The organism is Pseudomonas sp. GW823-FHT02E01 (assembly GCF_058797535.1).
This window is the reverse complement of sequence record NZ_JBXAJS010000001.1, coordinates 474,122-492,624: the sequence shown is the minus strand read 5'-3', so window position 1 is coordinate 492,624 and position 18,503 is coordinate 474,122. Positions and strand designations below refer to the sequence as shown.

General features: G+C 57.8%; 17 protein-coding genes and 1 pseudogene. 6 read left to right on the top strand and 12 right to left on the bottom strand.

The window, feature by feature from the left end:
- Positions 1 to 196: 196 nt before the first annotated feature.
- Complete coding sequence (locus tag AC1RDQ_RS02280; RefSeq protein ID WP_492586130.1) at positions 197 to 2,035, bottom strand: sigma-54-dependent Fis family transcriptional regulator; 1,839 nt, start codon at positions 2,033 to 2,035, stop codon at positions 197 to 199.
- Between the two features lie 376 nt (positions 2,036 to 2,411).
- On the opposite strand from AC1RDQ_RS02280, the gene AC1RDQ_RS02275 reads away from it, so the two are divergent.
- The 6 genes from AC1RDQ_RS02275 to AC1RDQ_RS02250 are packed head-to-tail and all read left to right on the top strand — an operon-like array spanning position 2,412 to position 8,365.
- Positions 2,412 to 3,506, top strand: coding sequence for an ABC transporter ATP-binding protein (locus tag AC1RDQ_RS02275; RefSeq protein WP_218496194.1), 1,095 nt, complete (start codon positions 2,412 to 2,414; stop codon positions 3,504 to 3,506).
- Positions 3,506 to 4,621, top strand: coding sequence for an ABC transporter ATP-binding protein (locus AC1RDQ_RS02270; protein ID WP_492586128.1), 1,116 nt, complete (start codon positions 3,506 to 3,508; stop codon positions 4,619 to 4,621). Before AC1RDQ_RS02275 ends, AC1RDQ_RS02270 begins: the two co-directional genes overlap by 1 nt.
- Positions 4,618 to 5,484 carry a carbohydrate ABC transporter permease gene (locus AC1RDQ_RS02265; protein WP_008046507.1) on the top strand — a complete coding sequence of 289 codons (867 nt, stop codon included), beginning with the start codon at positions 4,618 to 4,620 and terminating at the stop codon, positions 5,482 to 5,484. The genes AC1RDQ_RS02270 and AC1RDQ_RS02265 overlap by 4 nt, the downstream gene beginning before the upstream one ends.
- Before the next feature lie 7 nt (positions 5,485 to 5,491).
- The gene (locus tag AC1RDQ_RS02260; protein WP_008046506.1) at positions 5,492 to 6,292 is read left to right on the top strand and encodes a carbohydrate ABC transporter permease; all 801 of its coding nucleotides are present in this window, start codon (positions 5,492 to 5,494) and stop codon (positions 6,290 to 6,292) included.
- A 10-nt stretch (positions 6,293 to 6,302) separates the two neighbouring features.
- Positions 6,303 to 6,575 (top strand): DUF2160 domain-containing protein, encoded by a 273-nt coding sequence (locus tag AC1RDQ_RS02255; RefSeq protein WP_492586127.1) that lies wholly within the window; start codon positions 6,303 to 6,305, stop codon positions 6,573 to 6,575.
- Between the two features lie 47 nt (positions 6,576 to 6,622).
- A complete protein-coding gene (locus AC1RDQ_RS02250) occupies positions 6,623 to 8,365 on the top strand; it encodes an ABC transporter substrate-binding protein (RefSeq protein WP_492586125.1) in 1,743 nt (580 codons plus the stop codon).
- Positions 8,366 to 8,540: 175 nt separating this feature from the next.
- On the opposite strand, the gene AC1RDQ_RS02245 is transcribed toward AC1RDQ_RS02250, so the two are convergent.
- The 11 genes and pseudogenes from AC1RDQ_RS02245 to nuoI form a co-directional block, all read right to left on the bottom strand.
- On the bottom strand, positions 8,541 to 9,575 hold the full coding sequence (locus AC1RDQ_RS02245; RefSeq protein ID WP_492586123.1) for a 2Fe-2S iron-sulfur cluster-binding protein: 1,035 nt from the start codon (positions 9,573 to 9,575) through the stop codon (positions 8,541 to 8,543).
- A 68-nt stretch (positions 9,576 to 9,643) separates the two neighbouring features.
- A complete protein-coding gene (locus AC1RDQ_RS02240) occupies positions 9,644 to 10,555 on the bottom strand; it encodes a diiron oxygenase (RefSeq protein WP_057714149.1) in 912 nt (303 codons plus the stop codon).
- A 43-nt stretch (positions 10,556 to 10,598) separates the two neighbouring features.
- Positions 10,599 to 11,297, bottom strand: coding sequence for a glutamine amidotransferase (locus AC1RDQ_RS02235; protein WP_492586121.1), 699 nt, complete (start codon positions 11,295 to 11,297; stop codon positions 10,599 to 10,601).
- A gap of 446 nt (positions 11,298 to 11,743) precedes the next feature.
- A pseudogene (locus tag AC1RDQ_RS02230) lies at positions 11,744 to 11,860 on the bottom strand (PIN domain nuclease); the annotation flags it as partial.
- Positions 11,857 to 12,027 (bottom strand): hypothetical protein, encoded by a 171-nt coding sequence (locus AC1RDQ_RS02225; RefSeq protein WP_492586119.1) that lies wholly within the window; start codon positions 12,025 to 12,027, stop codon positions 11,857 to 11,859. The pseudogene AC1RDQ_RS02230 and the gene AC1RDQ_RS02225, both read right to left, overlap by 4 nt.
- A 213-nt stretch (positions 12,028 to 12,240) precedes the next feature.
- A complete protein-coding gene (gene nuoN / locus AC1RDQ_RS02220) occupies positions 12,241 to 13,704 on the bottom strand; it encodes an NADH-quinone oxidoreductase subunit NuoN (RefSeq protein ID WP_090456625.1) in 1,464 nt (487 codons plus the stop codon).
- Positions 13,705 to 13,711: 7 nt separating this feature from the next.
- On the bottom strand, positions 13,712 to 15,244 hold the full coding sequence (nuoM, locus tag AC1RDQ_RS02215) for an NADH-quinone oxidoreductase subunit M (protein ID WP_492586117.1): 1,533 nt from the start codon (positions 15,242 to 15,244) through the stop codon (positions 13,712 to 13,714).
- Between the two features lie 39 nt (positions 15,245 to 15,283).
- A complete protein-coding gene (gene nuoL, locus AC1RDQ_RS02210) occupies positions 15,284 to 17,137 on the bottom strand; it encodes an NADH-quinone oxidoreductase subunit L (protein ID WP_057714154.1) in 1,854 nt (617 codons plus the stop codon).
- Complete coding sequence (gene nuoK, locus AC1RDQ_RS02205) at positions 17,134 to 17,442, bottom strand: NADH-quinone oxidoreductase subunit NuoK (protein WP_007946416.1); 309 nt, start codon at positions 17,440 to 17,442, stop codon at positions 17,134 to 17,136. The genes nuoL and nuoK overlap by 4 nt, the downstream gene beginning before the upstream one ends.
- 2 nt (positions 17,443 to 17,444) lie before the next feature.
- Entirely contained in the window at positions 17,445 to 17,948 is a 504-nt protein-coding gene (gene nuoJ, locus AC1RDQ_RS02200; protein ID WP_053161453.1) for an NADH-quinone oxidoreductase subunit J, read from the bottom strand.
- 9 nt (positions 17,949 to 17,957) lie between these two features.
- On the bottom strand, positions 17,958 to 18,503 hold the full coding sequence (gene nuoI / locus AC1RDQ_RS02195) for an NADH-quinone oxidoreductase subunit NuoI (protein ID WP_191622226.1): 546 nt from the start codon (positions 18,501 to 18,503) through the stop codon (positions 17,958 to 17,960).

Below are 18,503 nucleotides of genomic sequence, written 5' to 3'. Positions count from 1 at the left end.
ACAAAACCCGCCTTGTGCGGGTTTTTGTTTATGGGGTTGGACTCCAGGCTTGTGTTGACAGGGCTGACGCCACCGCGAGCAAGCTCGCTCCCACAGGTTCTGTGGTATGCGCAGATTTTGTGTTCGACACGGACACTGTGGGAGCGAGCTTGCTCGCGATGGTCTCAAGCCGAATATTACCGCTGCGATTCACTCGTCATTCAGTCTGGCGCAACCGCTTGTAAAGGGTATTGCGACTAACCCCCAACCGCCGCGCCAGATGGGAAATATTCCCCCCAACCGCCTGCAGCTGCCGATTCAACTCCTCGGCATCATCAAGATCAACCGCCAACGGCTCCTGCGACTCCACCGGCTCCATCTCCAGATCAACAAAAAAATCATCCGGCAAATGCTCCGGCCTTATCGGTTGTTCCTCGGCCATGGCCAACGCCACCTGCATCACGCTGCTGACCTGACGCAGGTTTCCCGGCCACGGATGGCGCTCGAACAGCGCCAATACCTCGCGGCTCAGTCCGGCCCATTGGCTTGGTTCGCGATGCTGTTCCCACAGGCGTTTGAACAACGCCTCTTTATCGCTGCGCTCTCTTAACGGTGGCAGTTCCAGGGTCAGGCCGCCGATGCGGTAATACAGATCTTCACGAAACCGCCCCAGTTGTACCTGTTCGCGCAACGAGCGATTGGTCGCTGAAATGATGCGCAAGTCCACAGGAAACAACTCGCTGCTGCCCACGGGCTGCACGCAACGCTCCTGCAACACCCGCAACAGTCGTGCCTGGGTTGGCAGTGGCATATCGCCGATTTCATCGAGGAACAGCGTGCCTTTGTCAGCCTTGCGGATCAGGCCGATGCTGCCTTTCTGGTTGGCGCCGGTGAACGCGCCTTTCTCGTAGCCGAACAGCTCTGACTCGACCAGTTCGGCGGGGATCGCTGCACAGTTCACCGCAATAAACGCCTGTTTGCTGCGAGAGCTGGCCTGATGCAGGGCTTTGACGAAAACTTCCTTACCGACGCCAGTCTCGCCGTGGATTAACAGCGGAATGTCTTTTTCCAGCAACCGCTCGGCCTGGCGCACAGCTTTTTCCACGCGGCTGTCGCCGAAGTGCAGGGTGTTGAGGCTGATCGCGGCCGGTGTTGGCGCAGTCACGGCAGGTTCGGCGAACACTCGCGGCTGAATCGGAACCTGCTTGGGTCTTTTCAGCAGACACTGGAAGCGGTTGCGCCCGGAAGCCTGCAGCGAGAAGGGCAAGCCTTCGGGTTGATTCAGCAACTCCAGCAGCGAGACCTTGAACAGGCTTTCGATACTGACCCGCGACAGGCTGATACCCAGCAGGTTGTCGGCCCGGCGGTTGGCCGACAGCACCTGGCCGGTTTCATCGAATATCAGCAATCCGGCCCACTGACTGTCGAGGTTATTCAGCCCGGTGTTGAACGTCAGTTGGAAATGCTGGCCATGGAACAGGTTGAGGATCAACCGGTTTTCCACGGTCTGGCTCATCATCTTGACCATGCCCAGGGTGTGGGAGGGCGGCAGGTAGCTGTCGCTGGACACGTCCAGCACCGCGATCACCTTGCGCTCGGTATCGAATATCGGCGCGGCGGAACCGGTCATGAAGCGGTTGGCCTTGAGGAAATGTTCGTCGTGCTCGATGTGCACCGCTTGCTCGCAGGCCAGGGCGGTGCCAATGGCGTTGGTGCCGGTGCAGCGTTCCATCCAGCTGGCGCCGGCGCTGAAACCCCGGGCCAGTTTCGGTTCGATAAAGCGCTGGGTACCCCACGACGTGAGCACCTGGCCCTGATGGTCGGCGAGCATGATCAGGCAATTGGAGTTGCTCAGGATGTTCTCGTAGTAGGGCAGCACTTCCTGATGGGTGGTTTGCACCAGTGAATGCTGGCTCTCCAGCAGTTGCGCGATGCCTGCGGCCGGCAATTGGTCGAATGCCGGCGTGCTCTGATGACTGAGGCCGAACGCGCGGCAACGGGACCAGGAGTCCTGGATGATGGCGTCGTGGGACAGCGGCGAGGCGGGTGCGGCCATGGCAGTCGATCTCTGAGCAAGCTTTTATTGTTGTTATTCAATTACACATGGCGCCCTGTAGGAACGAGCTTGCTCGCGATGGACGTGAGGTCGCCTCGTTCCTTCAGGCAGCCCTCGTCACGTTGACCTCCATCGCGAGCAAGCTCACTCCTACAAGGGCCGGAATACGGTCTGTAGAGTGTTGTTCACTAATGTTCATTGTCAACCGTTGAAGTGTTCAGTTGTTCAGTCGCGGTTGTTCATTTGTGTTCAGCAATGAACGTGACTCTGTAGTCATTTTCAGGAATTTCAAACTGAATCAATCGTTTGCAATTTCTGGCACAAATGTCGCTACACAGCTCCGGTCGCTTGACTCCAATAAGAAAAAGGCCGAGCCATGTCACTCACCCTGGAACACGTCAGCCGCACCGTCGAGGGCCAGACCTGGATCGACGATGCCAACCTGAGTTTTGAACCCGGTTCCTTCAACGTTTTGCTGGGTCGCACCTTGTCCGGCAAAACCAGCCTGATGCGCCTGATGGCCGGTCTGGACAAGCCCGACAGCGGCCGCATCCTGATGAACGGCGTCGACGTCACCCAACGGCCCGTGCGCTTGCGCAATGTGTCGATGGTCTATCAGCAGTTCATCAACTACCCGACCATGACGGTGTTCGACAACATCGCCTCGCCGCTGCGTCAGGCCGGTGTTTCCAGCGAGCAAATTCAGAGCAAGGTGCTGGAAACCGCGAAGATGCTGCGCATCGAGAGGTTTCTCAAACGCTATCCGCTGGAGCTTTCCGGTGGCCAGCAACAACGCACGGCCATGGCCCGGGCGCTGGTCAAGGATGCCGAGCTGATCCTGTTCGACGAGCCGCTGGTTAACCTCGACTACAAGTTGCGCGAAGAACTGCGCCAGGAAATGCGCGAGCTGTTCAAGGCGCGCCACACCATCGCGATCTACGCCACCACCGAGCCCAACGAGGCCCTGGCCCTGGGCGGCACCACCACCATTCTTCACGAAGGCCGGGTGATCCAGAGCGGCCAGTCTTCGTCGGTCTATCATCAGCCGCAAACGGTGCTGGCGGCGGAGCTGTTCTCCGAGCCGCCGATCAACCTGATGCCGGGGCGCATTGCCGGCAACGAAGTGAGTTTCGCCAATTTCGTGCACTTCCCGCTGAATGTCGATCTGCGCCCGGTAGGCGAGGGCGAGTTCCGTTTCGGCGTGCGACCCAGCCATATCTCGCTGGTGCCGAGCAACGACGATGACCTCGAATTGGCGGTGACTGTCGAAGTCGCGGAAATCAGTGGCTCGGAAACCTTTCTGCACGTGCGCAACGAGCATTTCCTGCTGGTGCTGCACTTGCCCGGCGTTCACGAATACGACGTCGATGCGCCGATCCGCATCTACATCCCGACCCATAAACTGTTTGTGTTCGATACGCAGGGGCGGCTGGTCCAGGCGCCGGGCCGGCGTGTCACGAGGGTTGCCTGATGGCCGAAATCCGTTTGCAGAACCTCGCCCACAGCTACACCAAAACCCCGACGGGGCCGGAGGACTACGCGATCCGCGAGATGGACCACATCTGGGAGCAGGGTGGCGCCTACGCGTTGCTTGGCCCATCGGGCTGTGGCAAATCGACCTTGCTCAACATCATTTCCGGGCTGCTCAGCCCGTCCCAGGGCCATGTGCTGTTCGACGGCAAAGCGGTCAACAACCTGACCCCGGAGAAGCGCAACATCGCCCAGGTTTTCCAGTTCCCGGTGGTCTACGACACCATGACGGTGTTCGACAACCTGGCCTTCCCGCTGCGCAATCAGGGCATGGCCGAGGTCCGGGTGCATAGCAAGGTGCAGGAAATCGCCGAAGTTCTCGACCTGCAGAACCTGTTGAGCAAAAAGGCCCGCAACCTCACCGCCGACGAAAAACAGAAAGTCTCCATGGGGCGTGGGCTGGTGCGCGACGACGTGTCGGCGATCCTGTTCGATGAGCCGCTGACGGTGATCGACCCGCACCTCAAGTGGAAACTGCGGCGCAAGCTCAAGCAGATCCACGAACAGTTCAATATCACCATGGTCTACGTCACCCACGATCAGCTGGAGGCCTCGACCTTCGCCGACAAGATTGCGGTGATGTACGGCGGGCAGATCGTGCAATTCGGCACGCCAAGGGAGTTGTTCGAGCGCCCGAGCCACACCTTTGTCGGCTACTTCATTGGCAGCCCCGGGATGAACCTGATCGAGGTGCAGCCGCAACCGGGTGGCGTCGGTTTCGCCTCGACTCACCTGCCGCTGTCCGAGGCGATGCAGCAGCGTATTGCTGAATCGGAGTGGAAAACCCTGAAGGTCGGTATTCGTCCGGAGTTCGTCCATGTGTGGGACGAAGCCTTTGATGACGCGCTGCGGGCACAGGTCGTACACGTCGAAGACCTGGGCACCTACAAGATCATGACCCTCAACCTCGATGGTGTCCCCCTGAAAGTGCGCCTGGCCGAAGACAAGCCGGTGCCGCAAGGCACGGCCTACATCAGTTTTCCGGCGCAGTGGCTGATGGTCTACGCCGATGAATTCCTGCTCGAAGCCAATGCCAACCAAGAGGCGCAGCCATGAACAAGGTGCAGAACAACAAGGCCTGGTGGCTGGTGCTGCCGGTGTTCCTGCTGGTGGCGTTCAGTGCGGTGATCCCGATGATGACCGTGGTCAACTATTCGGTGCAGGACATCTTCGACCAGTCCAGCCGCTACTTCGTCGGCGCCGACTGGTACAAGCAGGTGCTGCTCGATCCGCGCCTGCACGACTCGTTGCTGCGCCAGTTCATCTACTCGGCCTGCGTGCTGTTGATCGAAATCCCGCTGGGGATTGCGATTGCCCTGACCATGCCGACCAAAGGGCGCTGGTCGTCGGTGGTGCTGATCATCCTGGCGATTCCGTTGCTGATCCCGTGGAACGTGGTCGGCACCATCTGGCAGATCTTCGGCCGGGCCGACATCGGTCTGCTGGGGGCGAGCCTCAAGGCCATGGGCATCAGCTACAACTATGCGGCGAACACCATGGACGCCTGGGTCACCGTACTGGTGATGGACGTCTGGCACTGGACCTCGCTGGTGGCGCTGTTGTGCTTCTCCGGCCTGCGGGCGATTCCGGATGTGTATTACCAGGCGGCGCGGATCGACCGTGCCTCGGCCTGGGCGGTGTTCCGGCATATCCAGTTACCCAAGCTCAAGAGTGTGTTGCTGATCGCGGTGATGCTGCGCTTCATGGACAGTTTCATGATCTACACCGAGCCCTTCGTGCTTACGGGTGGCGGTCCGGGCAATTCCACGACCTTCTTGAGCCAGACCCTGACGCAAATGGCGATCGGGCAGTTCGACCTGGGGCCGGCCGCCGCATTCTCGCTGGTGTACTTCCTGATCATCCTGTTGGTGTCCTGGCTGTTCTACACCGCCATGACTCACTCCGACGCCAACCGCTGAGGCCATCATGAGCAAGAGAAAGCTGATTCCACTGCTGATCTACATCCTGTTCCTGCTGGTGCCGATCTACTGGCTGCTGAACATGTCCTTCAAGAGCAACAGCGAAATCCTCGGTGGCCTGACCTTGTTTCCGCAGGATTTCACCCTGGCGAACTACAAAGTGATCTTCACCGATCCGAGCTGGTACACCGGCTACATCAACTCGGCGTACTACGTGAGCCTGAACACGATCATTTCCCTGACCGTGGCCTTGCCGGCGGCCTATGCGTTCTCGCGCTACCGCTTCCTCGGTGACAAGCACCTGTTCTTCTGGCTGCTGACCAACCGCATGGCGCCACCGGCGGTGTTCCTGTTGCCGTTCTTCCAGCTGTATTCCTCGATCGGGCTGTTCGATACCCACATCGCCGTGGCCCTGGCCCATTGCCTGTTCAACGTGCCGCTGGCGGTGTGGATTCTCGAAGGCTTCATGTCCGGCGTGCCCAAGGAGATCGACGAAACCGCCTACATCGATGGTTACAGCTTTCCCAAGTTCTTCGTGAAGATTTTCATCCCGCTGATCGGCTCCGGCATCGGCGTCACGGCGTTCTTCTGCTTCATGTTTTCCTGGGTCGAACTGCTGCTGGCGCGAACCCTCACGTCGGTGAACGCCAAACCGATCGCAGCGGTGATGACTCGCACGGTCTCGGCATCCGGTATCGACTGGGGCGTGCTGGCGGCGGCGGGGGTGTTGACCATCCTGCCGGGCATGTTGGTGATCTGGTTTGTTCGCAACCACGTGGCCAAGGGCTTTGCCCTGGGCCGGGTATGAGGAACTGATGATGGAATGGATGAGTTGGACCGTCCCCACGGCGGCGTTCTTCGGCGTCATTGCCTTGATCCTGGTGGGCATGACCACCTGGGAATTGCGTTCGCCGAGCGTTTTCAGGCGAGGTTTTCTACCGATTGCCACCACCCGTGGCGATCGGCTGTTCATCGGTCTTCTCGGCAGCGCCTACCTGCATCTGCTGGTAATCGGCGTCACCGACTGGAGCATCTGGGTCGCCTTCGCGATGTCCCTGGTGTGGCTGTTGGCTGTGATGCGTTGGGGCTAGTCGAATCGCTCGGCAATGTTGCTCCGAAACCCTATAAGGAGGTCTCTATGTTGGATAAAAACAATAAGCTGCGACATAGCATTTCATTGGCAGCCATGCTGGCACTCAGCGGTTTGAGCGCATCTGCCTGGGCTGATGCCTATGAAGACGCGGCGAAGAAATGGATCGGCAGTGAATTCAAGCCGTCCACCCTGACGGCTGATCAACAACTGGAAGAACTGAAGTGGTTCATCAAGGCGGCGGAGCCGTTTCGCGGGATGAGCATCAAGGTGGTGTCGGAAACCATCGCCACCCACGAGTATGAGTCCAAGGTACTGGCCAAGGCCTTCACCGAGATCACCGGGATCAAGCTGACCCACGACCTGCTGCAGGAAGGCGACGTGGTGGAAAAGCTGCAGACCCAGATGCAGTCGGACAAGAACATCTATGACGGCTGGGTCAACGACTCGGACCTGATCGGTACACACTTCCGTTACGGCAAGACCGAATCGATCACCGACCTGATGGCCAACGAGGGCAAGAACTTCACCTCGCCGACCCTCGACATCAAGGACTTCATCGGCATCTCCTTCACCACCGCGCCGGACGGCAAGATCTATCAATTGCCCGACCAGCAGTTCGCCAACCTGTACTGGTTCCGCGCCGACTGGTTCGAACGCGCGGACCTGAAAGCCAAGTTCAAGGAAAAGTACGGCTACGAGTTGGGCGTACCGGTGAACTGGTCGGCCTATGAAGACATCGCCAAATTCTTCAGCGAAGACGTCAAGGAAATCGACGGCAAGCGCGTTTACGGGCACATGGATTACGGCAAGAAAGACCCGTCGCTGGGTTGGCGTTTCACCGATGCCTGGTTCTCCATGGCAGGCGCTGGCGATAAAGGCATACCTAACGGCTTGCCGGTGGACGAGTGGGGGATCCGCGTCGAGGATTGTCATCCGGTCGGCTCCAGCGTGACCCGCGGTGGCGACACCAACGGCCCGGCAGCAGTGTATGCGACCACCAAGTACGTTGACTGGATGAAGAAGTACGCGCCACCGGAAGCGGCGGGCATGACTTTCTCCGAATCAGGTCCCGTGCCATCCCAGGGCAACATTGCCCAGCAGATCTTCTGGTACACCGCATTTACCGCCGACATGACCAAGCCTGGCCTTCCGGTGATGAACGCCGACGGCACGCCGAAATGGCGCATGGCGCCTTCGCCGAAAGGTCCATATTGGGAAGAGGGCATGAAGCTCGGTTATCAGGACGCCGGTTCCTGGACATTCATGAAGTCCACGCCTGAGAAACAAAAACTGGCGGCCTGGCTGTACGCGCAGTTCGTGACCTCGAAAACCGTGTCGCTGAAGAAAACCATCGTCGGCCTGACCCCGATCCGCGAATCGGACATCAACTCCCAGGCCATGACCGACCTGGCGCCGAAACTCGGTGGCCTGGTGGAGTTCTACCGCAGCCCGGCCCGCGTGCAATGGACCCCGACCGGAACCAACGTGCCTGATTATCCTCGCCTGGCGCAGTTGTGGTGGAGCCACATCGCCGAAGCCGCCAGCGGCGAGAAAACCCCGCAAGAGGCGCTGGATGGCCTGGCCAAGGATCAGGACGCAATCATGACCCGTCTGGAACGCTCGAAGGCACAAGCCACCTGCGCCCCGAAAATGAATCCAGAGCGCGATGCGCAATACTGGTTCGACCAACCGGGCGCACCGAAGCCGAAACTGGCGAACGAAAAGCCTAAGGGTGAAACCGTGAGCTACACCGAACTGCTGAAATCGTGGGAGGCGGCGCGCAAGTAAAGCACTGGAGTTGTGAAAGGCGAACGGCACCGGAAGGTGCCGTTTTTTATAGTTGCTTGTGTCACCGCATTCGCCGGCAAGTTGGCTTGTTGGGTCGCCGCATCGCAGCGAAAACGTCGTTGAAACGATGTCGATAGTTCAGATCACCGCGCCACCCTCGGTTCGTGCAAGCCGGTCAGATCTCAATTGAGAGCTCGCCACCCTCGGCATATGTGCAACAAGCCAATGCGTAGCCCGCCTCCAGTTCCGTAGTGCTGAGCGAGAAGTCAGGCGCTCTTTTGCATGCCCCGGAAATAACCTTGATCCTGCAACTGCCACAGATGCCTGAGCGACACTGACTGCGGATGGGTACCTGGTTGGCTTCCAACGCATCAAGCAGCGTTTGTCCACTACTGACCTGGAAATGGTGGTCCTGCTGATTTGATCGAGCACAGACAGTGGTCAGCGGGCTGTGTTCGGCTGCTGGTTCTGACTGTTCCACGCTGCTGAACGCTTCAATGAAACAGGGGATGTTGTGATTCAGCTCCTTGACCAATACCTGCTGGGCGACGGAAAAGCCATGGCTGCCGCAAATGACTGCCGCGTCGACGGGAACTGAATCCGGTAAGGAAAGTTTAACCAGCCGTCCTCCGGTAAAGTGGTGAGAGTGTGTATCGATTGATTCTCGAGTAATAAAAAAGCGAACGTTGAACCAGTTCGATCGAAACGCTAAGGCGAGGAGTTCCGCGAGGAAAGGTATGCTCGCAATCGTAGGTGAACTAACCAGCAGCGTTACTCTGGGAATGGGTTTATCTTTGCTTTCAAGCTCGACAAGGCTACGGATCAGCGCGATCGGCAATGTGATGCCGATACCGCCTGCCAGCATCAAGACATGCCGGTAGGCGATAATACTGTCCGAAGTGATGTTGCCACCAACGTTGGAAAAACAAAGGAGTGATCCGCAGCCGACGTTCGAATACAAAGTGTCCGATACTCCATTGTTGCCGGTGCGCTTGACCGTGATTTCAATTTGATTGATATCTCGCACCGCCGTGATCGAGTAATTACGTTGTTGTGCCGTGCCAGAGCGGTCTGGATGATTGATCGCAATATATCGTCCCGGCTTTAATTCATTGGGTTCAATACATTGGGGCAATCGCAGCAGGTAAGTCTTCGTGTTGGTTGCTGCATCTGAGATTTTCTCGCAACTCAAGAACGTAAGCCGCTCCATGGTCGTCCCCTTCATGGTAAAGAGATAAGTACGTTTTTAATGAGTTGTTCAAGAAGTGCCAACTGATATCAGTGGGTTTCTTCGAGACCTATTCTGCTCAGCAATTTGTCGACCGACTCGGTGTAAACGTTGACTTCGCCAAGTGTTGCCGTGTCGTGGATGATGTCCGCATAGCGAGGCAGGCGAGCATGAGAAAATGCCATTTCCCACGCCCCCATTTCATTGTTTGCAAACATTGATACGGTTTTTTTAATAATGGCCTTTAAGTGCGTTTTTTCATGTTGAGATAGCGTCGATATCAGATCTGCCGCTACATAACTGAATACACTGGAATGACTCCATTCATCCATCGCATGGGTCTTGGTGACTTGATGGCAAATGCTTTGAACGGAACTGTCTTCGGCCAGCGTTTTAAGATAGTCCGTAATCAGCGTTTCACTGGCGCAGGCGATACCGAAGCGAGTGAGTCTGCGCTCCCATTCGGCAGAACAGGACGATAGCACCCAATTCTTCCATTTGATCAGGTTGAAGTCGGTGAAATTCAGGTGTGCAAGATCTCTGTGGTGATAAATGTAGTTGCATGCGGTGACCGACATCTTGGTGTGCAGTGCTTCGTCAAGCAGTGCTTCGGAGATGGACTCCTGAAGCAATGCTCGATTCCTTGTTGCGCTGGGTGGCGTTTTGATGATGTCCTCGCAAGCTGGCGTGACGATGTCGCATTCGATGTAAATGGTTTTCAGGTTATAGATGATCCATGCATAGGAAAGGCATGTTGATTTCATTTCGGGAGAGGCTTCGATCCAGGCAGGGTGATTTCTGAAGGGAAGCAAGCTCTCGCAAAAGTCGTTTTTGCCGGGATCGAAGGCTAGCTCGGAATAAGTAGGTTGTTTGTTATTGACTGCGGCTCGGGTGCTCCAAAGCACCGAAAGTTTTTCGAGCATCTGTGCAACCGAGTAAGTTTGAATGTCGTGAGTGTTCATGATAGTTACCTTTTGTTCTAAATAGTCGGCCAGATGAGCTTTGTTAGAGTGGCAGGTCGAGCCAGTTTGAAATGATTTTCGGGGCAACGGTTTTCAATGACTTACCGTGTAAAGCTATCTGTCGACGCAAGTCGCGAGGGTCAATTGAGGCCATGTTCAATTCGGCTGCGTGACCGATCAGCCATTGTTCAAAGCGGTCAGGATCAATTTCCAGGTGGAACTGTAGACCCAGTATGTTTTTGCCGACACTAAACGCCTGATTGGCACAGAGTTTACTGCTCGCTAAGTGATGAGCCCCCTTGGGGATGTCGAATTGATCTCCGTGCCAATGCAATACGGCGACATCGTCGTTCAATAGATCAAGGCAGGAAGGGTGTGCGTCATTACTCAACTGTAAAGGGCTGAAGCCAATCTCCAAGTGCCCCATTGGATAAACGGAGGCTCCCAACACCCTCGCTATCAGCTGGGCACCAAGACAGATTCCCAACGTTTTCTTGTTGCTTTGCAAACGTGCGTTGATAAGTGCAATTTCATTTTCTATGAATGGGTATTTTTTTTCATCATAAGCACCGATCGGCCCTCCCAATATCACCATCAGATCAGGCGTTATGGGATCAACTGCCTGCAGCTCTTCCGAAGTGGCATCAATAATATGAATATTATAATTGCGTTGAATCAACGGCTGTTCAAGTGTGCCAAGATCTTCAAAGTTTAAGTGTCGAATCACGAGTGCGTTTTTCATTGTGGCCCGTTTCTTGTAGTTGATCTGGGCGATAAATTAAACTCGGTACTCAGGTGTTGTCGAACGGCAAAATGTAAGAATTATGCAATAACATTTTTATTTGTTTGGGTTTTTATCCGTCGCCGGCCTCAATTCACTATGAATGCGAGGACTTTCTGACTCAGTCTTTAGGGGGGCGTGATGCAAGCGCCGAATAAAGATTGAATATATGTGACAAGAACTGACGTTCACATGGGAAGCATCCCTTCGGAAACCTGAATCAATAGCTGCTTGCAATGCTTGGTTCTTGCTGTCGGCGATTTCTGATGGGACATACAGATATTCTCCGGCAATAAGGTGGGCATCGATCTTAAAAAAACCAAACGCAAAAACGCCACTCGGAGGTGCCGTCTTGTTTGGCCAGTGCCCCCGGATCGCCCCCGGAGCAGGCTCGCGAACAGGCCATCCGCTGCGCTGACATAAATGTCGGCAGCGTTCTCAATGAGCTTTCTGGCTTTACCCGAAAGCTGCGGATCATCACTGAGTGTCCAGAGTAAATTACGCGTGTCGAGTAGAAGCCTCATTCGTGAGTGCCTTCAAAAACATCAAGCATTTCAACTGGTAGTGGCGCGTCAAAATCTTCTGGAAGCACCAATTTGCCTTTCATCGTTCCGATTCGCTGCCCGACATTACCTTTGCTTTCGGCAGCAAAGGCATCGAAACCCTCTACGATTTCGGAAAAAAATCTCACGTTTTATTGTTAGTTCTCGCATTGGTTTATCAATCTAGAAGTCATTCAAGATAGAACCAAGTGCTCAATGCTGGATGTAGGACGAGGCGGGTAATCCCGCGTGAGCTTTCGGGGATTGTCGGAGGAGGGGGGCGCGCCGGTAACATATCCTACAAACGCAAAAACGGCACCCGAAGGTGCCGTTTCTGTTTACTACTGAATGGCTCTAAGCGATCAACCCGCCAGGCCCGACTGTTGAACCAGGTTCAGCAGCGGTTGTGGGTACAGGCCGAGGAAGAAAGCCAGTACCGCGATGGCCAGCAGCATCACGCCGCCTGCCTTCTGTTCCCAGTGCAATTGAGCGTCGACGCGGCGCAGGTTTGGCTCGATCAGGTACAGGGTGACCATCACTCGCAGGTAGTAGAACACGCCGATGGCACTGCCCAGTACCAGGGAGCCGACCAGCCACCACTGATGGGACTCGACGCCGGTGGCGATGATGTAGAACTTGCCGATGAAGCCTGCGGTCAGCGGGATACCGGCCAGGGACAGCATCATCACAGTCAGCACGGCGGTCAGGTACGGACGGCGCCAGAACAGGCCGCGGTATTCGTACAGGGCGTCTGCGTCACGGCCTTTGTACGGCGAGGACATCAGGGTGATCACACCGAAAGCGCCGAGGCTGGTGATCACGTAGGTGACCAGGTACACGCCGATGGCTTCCACGGCCAGGCCCTTGCTCGCCACCAAGGCGATCAGCAGGTAGCCGAAGTGGGCGATGGACGAGTAACCCAGCAGACGCTTGAGGTTGCTCTGGGTCAGGGCCAGCAGGTTACCGAACAGGATCGACGCGATGGCGATGATGGTCAGCACGTTGCTCAGGACGCCGCTGCTTGCAGCAGGGGAGATCTGGAACAGGCGCACCATGACCGCGAACACCGCCACTTTGGCAGCGGTCGCCAGGAACGCGGCAACCGGCGCCGGGGCCCCTTCGTAAACGTCCGGAGTCCAGAGGTGGAAGGGTACCAGCGACAGCTTGAACGCCAGGCCGATCAGCATCATGCCCAGGCCCAGTTGTGCCAGCGAGCTTGGCAGACCGGTAGCCGCCAGCGCCTGACCGATGCCGACGAAGCTCAGGGAACCCGAGTCTGCGTACAGCAGTGCCATGCCGAACAACAGGAACGCGGAGCCGGCAGCCGACAGCACCATGTACTTGATACCGGCTTCCAGCGAACGCTTGTTGAAGAAGGCATAGGCCACCAGACCATAAACCGGCACCGACAGCAGTTCCAGACCGACGAACAACCCGGCCAGGTGCTGTGCGCTGACCAGCACCAGGCCACCGGCGGCGGACATCAGGATCAGCAGGTACAGTTCTTCACGGTTGCCCGGGTAACCCGTGCCGCCATCGCCGAGGTAGGCGTGGGCGAGGGTGACACAAGCGAGGGTGGCGACCAGGATCAGCGCCATGTACAAGCAAGCGAAGCTATCGATTTGCAGCAGTGGGGTCACAGCCAGTGGCGCGACCTTCAAGGCTGGCAGGATCGACAGCAACGCCAGGTTCAGACCCGCCACCGACAGCAGGAAGGTCTGGGAGTGGTTGCGGCGCCAGGCAATTGCCAGCATCACCACGATGATCGTGGCGCTGGTAATCAACAGCGGCGCTAGCGCGATAAAGTGTTGAGTCGTGAATTCCATAGCGCTCTTACCGGGCCGAAGCGAGTTGAGTGAAGGCGGTGCCGAGCCATTGCTGCACGCCATGCATCGTAGCGGCAGAGGTATCGAGGAACGGTTGTGGGTACACGCCGATGTAGATCAGTAGTGCAGCCAGACCGACCACCATGATCATTTCGCGACCATCCATGCCATGCAGTACCGCGTCCGATTTGGCCGGGCCGAAGTAGGCACGATGGATCATGATCAGCGAGTAGACCGAACCGAACACCAGGCCGGACGTCGCGATAATGGTGACCCATGGAGCGATCGGGAAGGTGCCGATCAGGATCAGGAACTCACCGACGAAGTTGCCGGTACCCGGCAAGCCCAGCGACGCAGCGGCGAAGAACAGGCTGAGGGCCGGCAGGTAAGCGATCTTCGACCACAGGCCACCCATTTCACGCATGTCGCGGGTGTGGGTGCGTTCGTACAACTGGCCACTCAGGATAAAGAGTGCCGCTGCCGACAGACCGTGCGCCAGCATCTGCATCACCGCGCCCTGCAGCGCCAGTTGGCTGCCGGAGTAGATGCCGATCAGAACGAAGCCCATGTGGGAAACGGACGAGAAGGCAATCAGACGCTTGATGTCGGTTTGCGCGAACGCCAGGAACGCACCGTAGAAAATCCCGATCAGACCCAGGGTCATGGCGAACGGCGCGAACTCGGCCGACGCATTCGGGAACAGCGGCAGGGCGAAACGCAGCAGGCCGTAGGCAGCGGTTTTCAGCAAGATACCGGCGAGGTCGACGGAACCTGCAGTCGGCGCCTGGGCGTGAGCGTCAGGCAACCAGGAGTGGAACGGCACGACTGGCAGCTTCACCGCGAAGGCGATGAAGAAGCCGAGCATCAGGATGTACTCGGTGGTCGTCGACATCTTGGTTTTCAACAGGTCGGCGTAGTTGAAGGTAATCACGCCGGTGTCGTTGAAGTTGACCAGTACCAGACCCAGGATCGCCACCAGCATGATCAGGCCGGAAGCCTGAGTGAAGATGAAGAACTTGGTCGCCGCGTAGATCCGGGTTTTCTTGCCGTCCGAAGAACTGTGACCCCAGAGCGCGATGAGGAAGTACATCGGCACCAGCATCATTTCCCAGAAGAAGAAGAACATGAACAGGTCGAGGGCGAGGAACACACCGACGACACCGCCCAGGATCCACATCAGGTTCAGGTGGAAGAAGCCCACGTGACGCTGGATCTCTTTCCACGAGCAGAGTACCGAGAGGACACCCAGCAGACCGGTCAGCATGATCATCAACAGCGACAGGCCGTCGAGGGCCAGGTGCACGTTGATGCCGAAGCGCTGGATCCAGACGTGCTTGAACTCAAGCGCCCAGGTCGGGACGGCGCCAGGCGCCGGGGCAAATGAATAATCACCGTTGGCCCACAGCCAGAGGCCGAGGGAGAGCAACAGGGACATGGTGATCAGCGCAATCCAGCGGGGGAGGGTGGCGCCGAAGCGCTCACCCATCCAGCACAGCAGGCCGCCGATGAAGGGGATCAGGATTAGCCAAGGCAGAATCATGACGGGCTCAATTCCTTTCGCAAGTTCGCAAGGTTCATATCAGACCGCTACCAGCACGACGGCGCCGATAACCAGCACGGCACCAGCAGCCATCGAGGCGGCATACCAACGCAGTTGACCGGTCTCGGTACGGCTCAGGGCGGTGTGACCGCCTTTGGCCATGCGCGGGATCAGACCGATGGTCTGGTCCAGCGGGTCTTTGCGCAGGATGTGGATGATCGCCAGGTACGGCTTGACGAACAGTTTGTCGTAGATCCAGTCGAAGCCCCAGGCAGCGAACCACCAGGCCGAGAGGAAACGGCCGATGCCGCTGTTGGCGATGGCGGTGACGAAGCGACGCTTGCCGAGGAACAGCAATGCGGCCAGCAGGATACCGGCCAGGGCGATGGCGCCCGAGGCGATTTCCAGGCTGTGCTTGGCTTCGCCGCCGGCATGGCCGACGCTTTGCGGCAGTACGCCGTGCAGCGGTGGAACGATCATCGCGCCGACGAAGGTCGACAGTACGATCAGCACCGACAGTGGCAACCAGTGAGCGATGCCGTGACCGGCGTGGGCTTCGGTCTTCGCTTCACCGTGGAACGCGATGAAGATCAGGCGGAAGGTGTACAACGAAGTCATGAATGCGCCGACCAGACCTGCGTAGAGCAGACCGTTGTTGCCGCTGGCGAACGCTTCCCAGAGGATTTCGTCCTTGGAGTAGAAGCCTGCGGTTACCAGTGGCAGGGCCGCCAGGGCCGCGCCGCCGACGATGAAACTGGCGTAGGCCAGTGGCAGCTTTTTCCACAGACCGCCCATCTTGAAGATGTTCTGCTCGTGGTGGCAGGCAACGATCACCGCACCGGAGGCAAGGAACAACAGGGCCTTGAAGAAGGCGTGGGTCATCAGGTGGAAGATCGCGCCATCCCAGGCACCGACGCCCAGGGCCAGGAACATGTAGCCGATCTGGCTCATGGTCGAGTAGGCGAGGATACGCTTGATGTCGGTCTGAACCAGGGCTGCGAAGCCAGCCAGGACCAGGGTCACGCCACCGACGATGCCGACCAGGTGCAGGATTTCCGGCGCCAGGGTGAACAGGCCATGGGTACGGGCGATCAGGTAGACACCAGCGGTCACCATGGTTGCGGCGTGGATCAGTGCCGAAACCGGGGTAGGACCGGCCATCGCGTCCGCCAGCCAGGTTTGCAGCGGCAGTTGCGCGGATTTACCGACAGCACCACCGAGCAGCATCAGGGTGGCCATGACCATCCAGAAGTCGCCGGACTGGAATTTCTGTGGTGCCAGTACCAGCAGTTCCTGAACGTTCAGCGTGCCCAGTTGGGCAAACAGAATGAACAGGCCGATGGCCATGAACACGTCACCGATACGGGTCACGATAAAGGCTTTGAGTGCGGCGTTACCGTTGTTGCGGTTGCTGTAGTAGAAACCGATCAACAGGTAGGAGCACAGGCCCACGCCTTCCCAGCCGAAGTACAGGAACAACAGGTTATCGCCCAGCACCAGGAACAGCATGCTGGCGATAAACAGGTTGGTGTAGGCGAAGAAGCGCGAGTAACCGGCTTCACCGCGCATGTACCAGGACGCGAACAGGTGGATCAGGAAGCCGACGCCAACCACCACACCGAGCATGGTCAGCGACAGGCCGTCCAGGTACAGGGCGAAGTTCGGCGTGAAGCCTTCCACCGCCATCCACTGCCACAACACCTGGGTGTAGTGGCCGCCTTCAGGTGGTGCGACATTGAATTGCCAGATCACGTAAGCCGCGACGATGGCAGACAAGCCGACGGAACCGACGCCGATCAGCGCCGAAAGGTTTTCCGAGAGACGGCCGCGAGAAAACGCCAGCAGCAGGAAACCGATGAGAGGGAACAGGAAAGTCAGATAGAGAAGATTCATCCGCGCATCTCACTGGCAGCGTCGATATCGAGCGTGTGGAAGCGGCGATACAGTTGCAGCAGGATCGCCAGGCCGATACTGGCCTCGGCGGCTGCCAGGCTGATCACCAGGATGAACATGATCTGTCCATCCGGCTGTGCCCAGCGGCTTCCGGCAACGATGAACGCCAACGCGGAGGCATTCATCATGACCTCCAGGCTCATCAGCACGAAAAGGATGTTGCGGCGGACCATCAGGCCGACCAGACCGAGGCAGAACAGGATGCCGGCGACCGCCAGACCATGCTCCATGGGGATAGCAGGCATCGTCATTGCTCCTTGGCTTCGTTGCGGCCCAAGTGGAACGCCGTGACGGCTGCGGCGAGCAGCAGCATCGAGGCGAGTTCGACCACCAGCAGGTACGGACCGAACAGGCTGATGCCCACGGCCTTGGCGTCTACGGTGGTATGGCCGATGGCTTCACCGGTCTGGTGGGAGAACAGCACGTACAGCAGTTCCACCAGCAGCAGCGCAGCGAGGAGCACCGGGCCGCCCCAGATACCGGGCTTGAGCCAGACGCGCTCTTGCTGAACCGAGGCCGGGCCAAGGTTCAGCATCATCACCACAAACACGAACAGCACCATGATGGCGCCAGCGTAGGCGATCACTTCCAGGACGCCGGCGAACGGCGCGCCGAGGGCGAAGAAGGTCATCGCCACGGCAATCAGCGAAATGATCAGGTAGAGCAGGGCGTGCACAGGGTTGGTGTTGGTGATCACGCGAAGCGTGGACACCACAGCGATACCCGATGCGAAATAGAAAGCGAATTCCATCTTTCTTCCTTAAGGCAGCAAGCTCTTCACGTTGATCGGCTGGGCTTCGTTCTGCGCGGAGCCTTTCGGCTTCCCGGCAATCGCCATACCTGCAACACGATAGAAGTTGTAATCAGGGTTTTTGCCGGGGCCGGAGATCAGCAGATCTTCTTTCTCGTAAACCAGGTCCTGACGTTTGAACTCGGCCATTTCGAAATCCGGTGTCAGCTGGATCGCGGTGGTCGGGCAGGCTTCCTCGCAGAGGCCGCAAAAAATGCAGCGCGAGAAGTTGATGCGGAAGAAGTCCGGGTACCAGCGACCGTCTTCGGTTTCAGCTTTCTGCAGCGAGATGCAACCGACCGGGCACGCCACGGCGCACAGGTTACAGGCTACACAACGCTCTTCGCCGTCGGGGTCGCGGGTCAGGACGATACGACCACGGTAGCGCGGCGGCAGGTAGACCGGTTCTTCCGGGTACTGCAGCGTGTCGCGCTTGCGGAAGGCGTGGCCGAAAATCATCACCAGGCTGCGAAGCTGGGTGAAGAAGCCATGCACGATGTCAAATATGTACTTCAT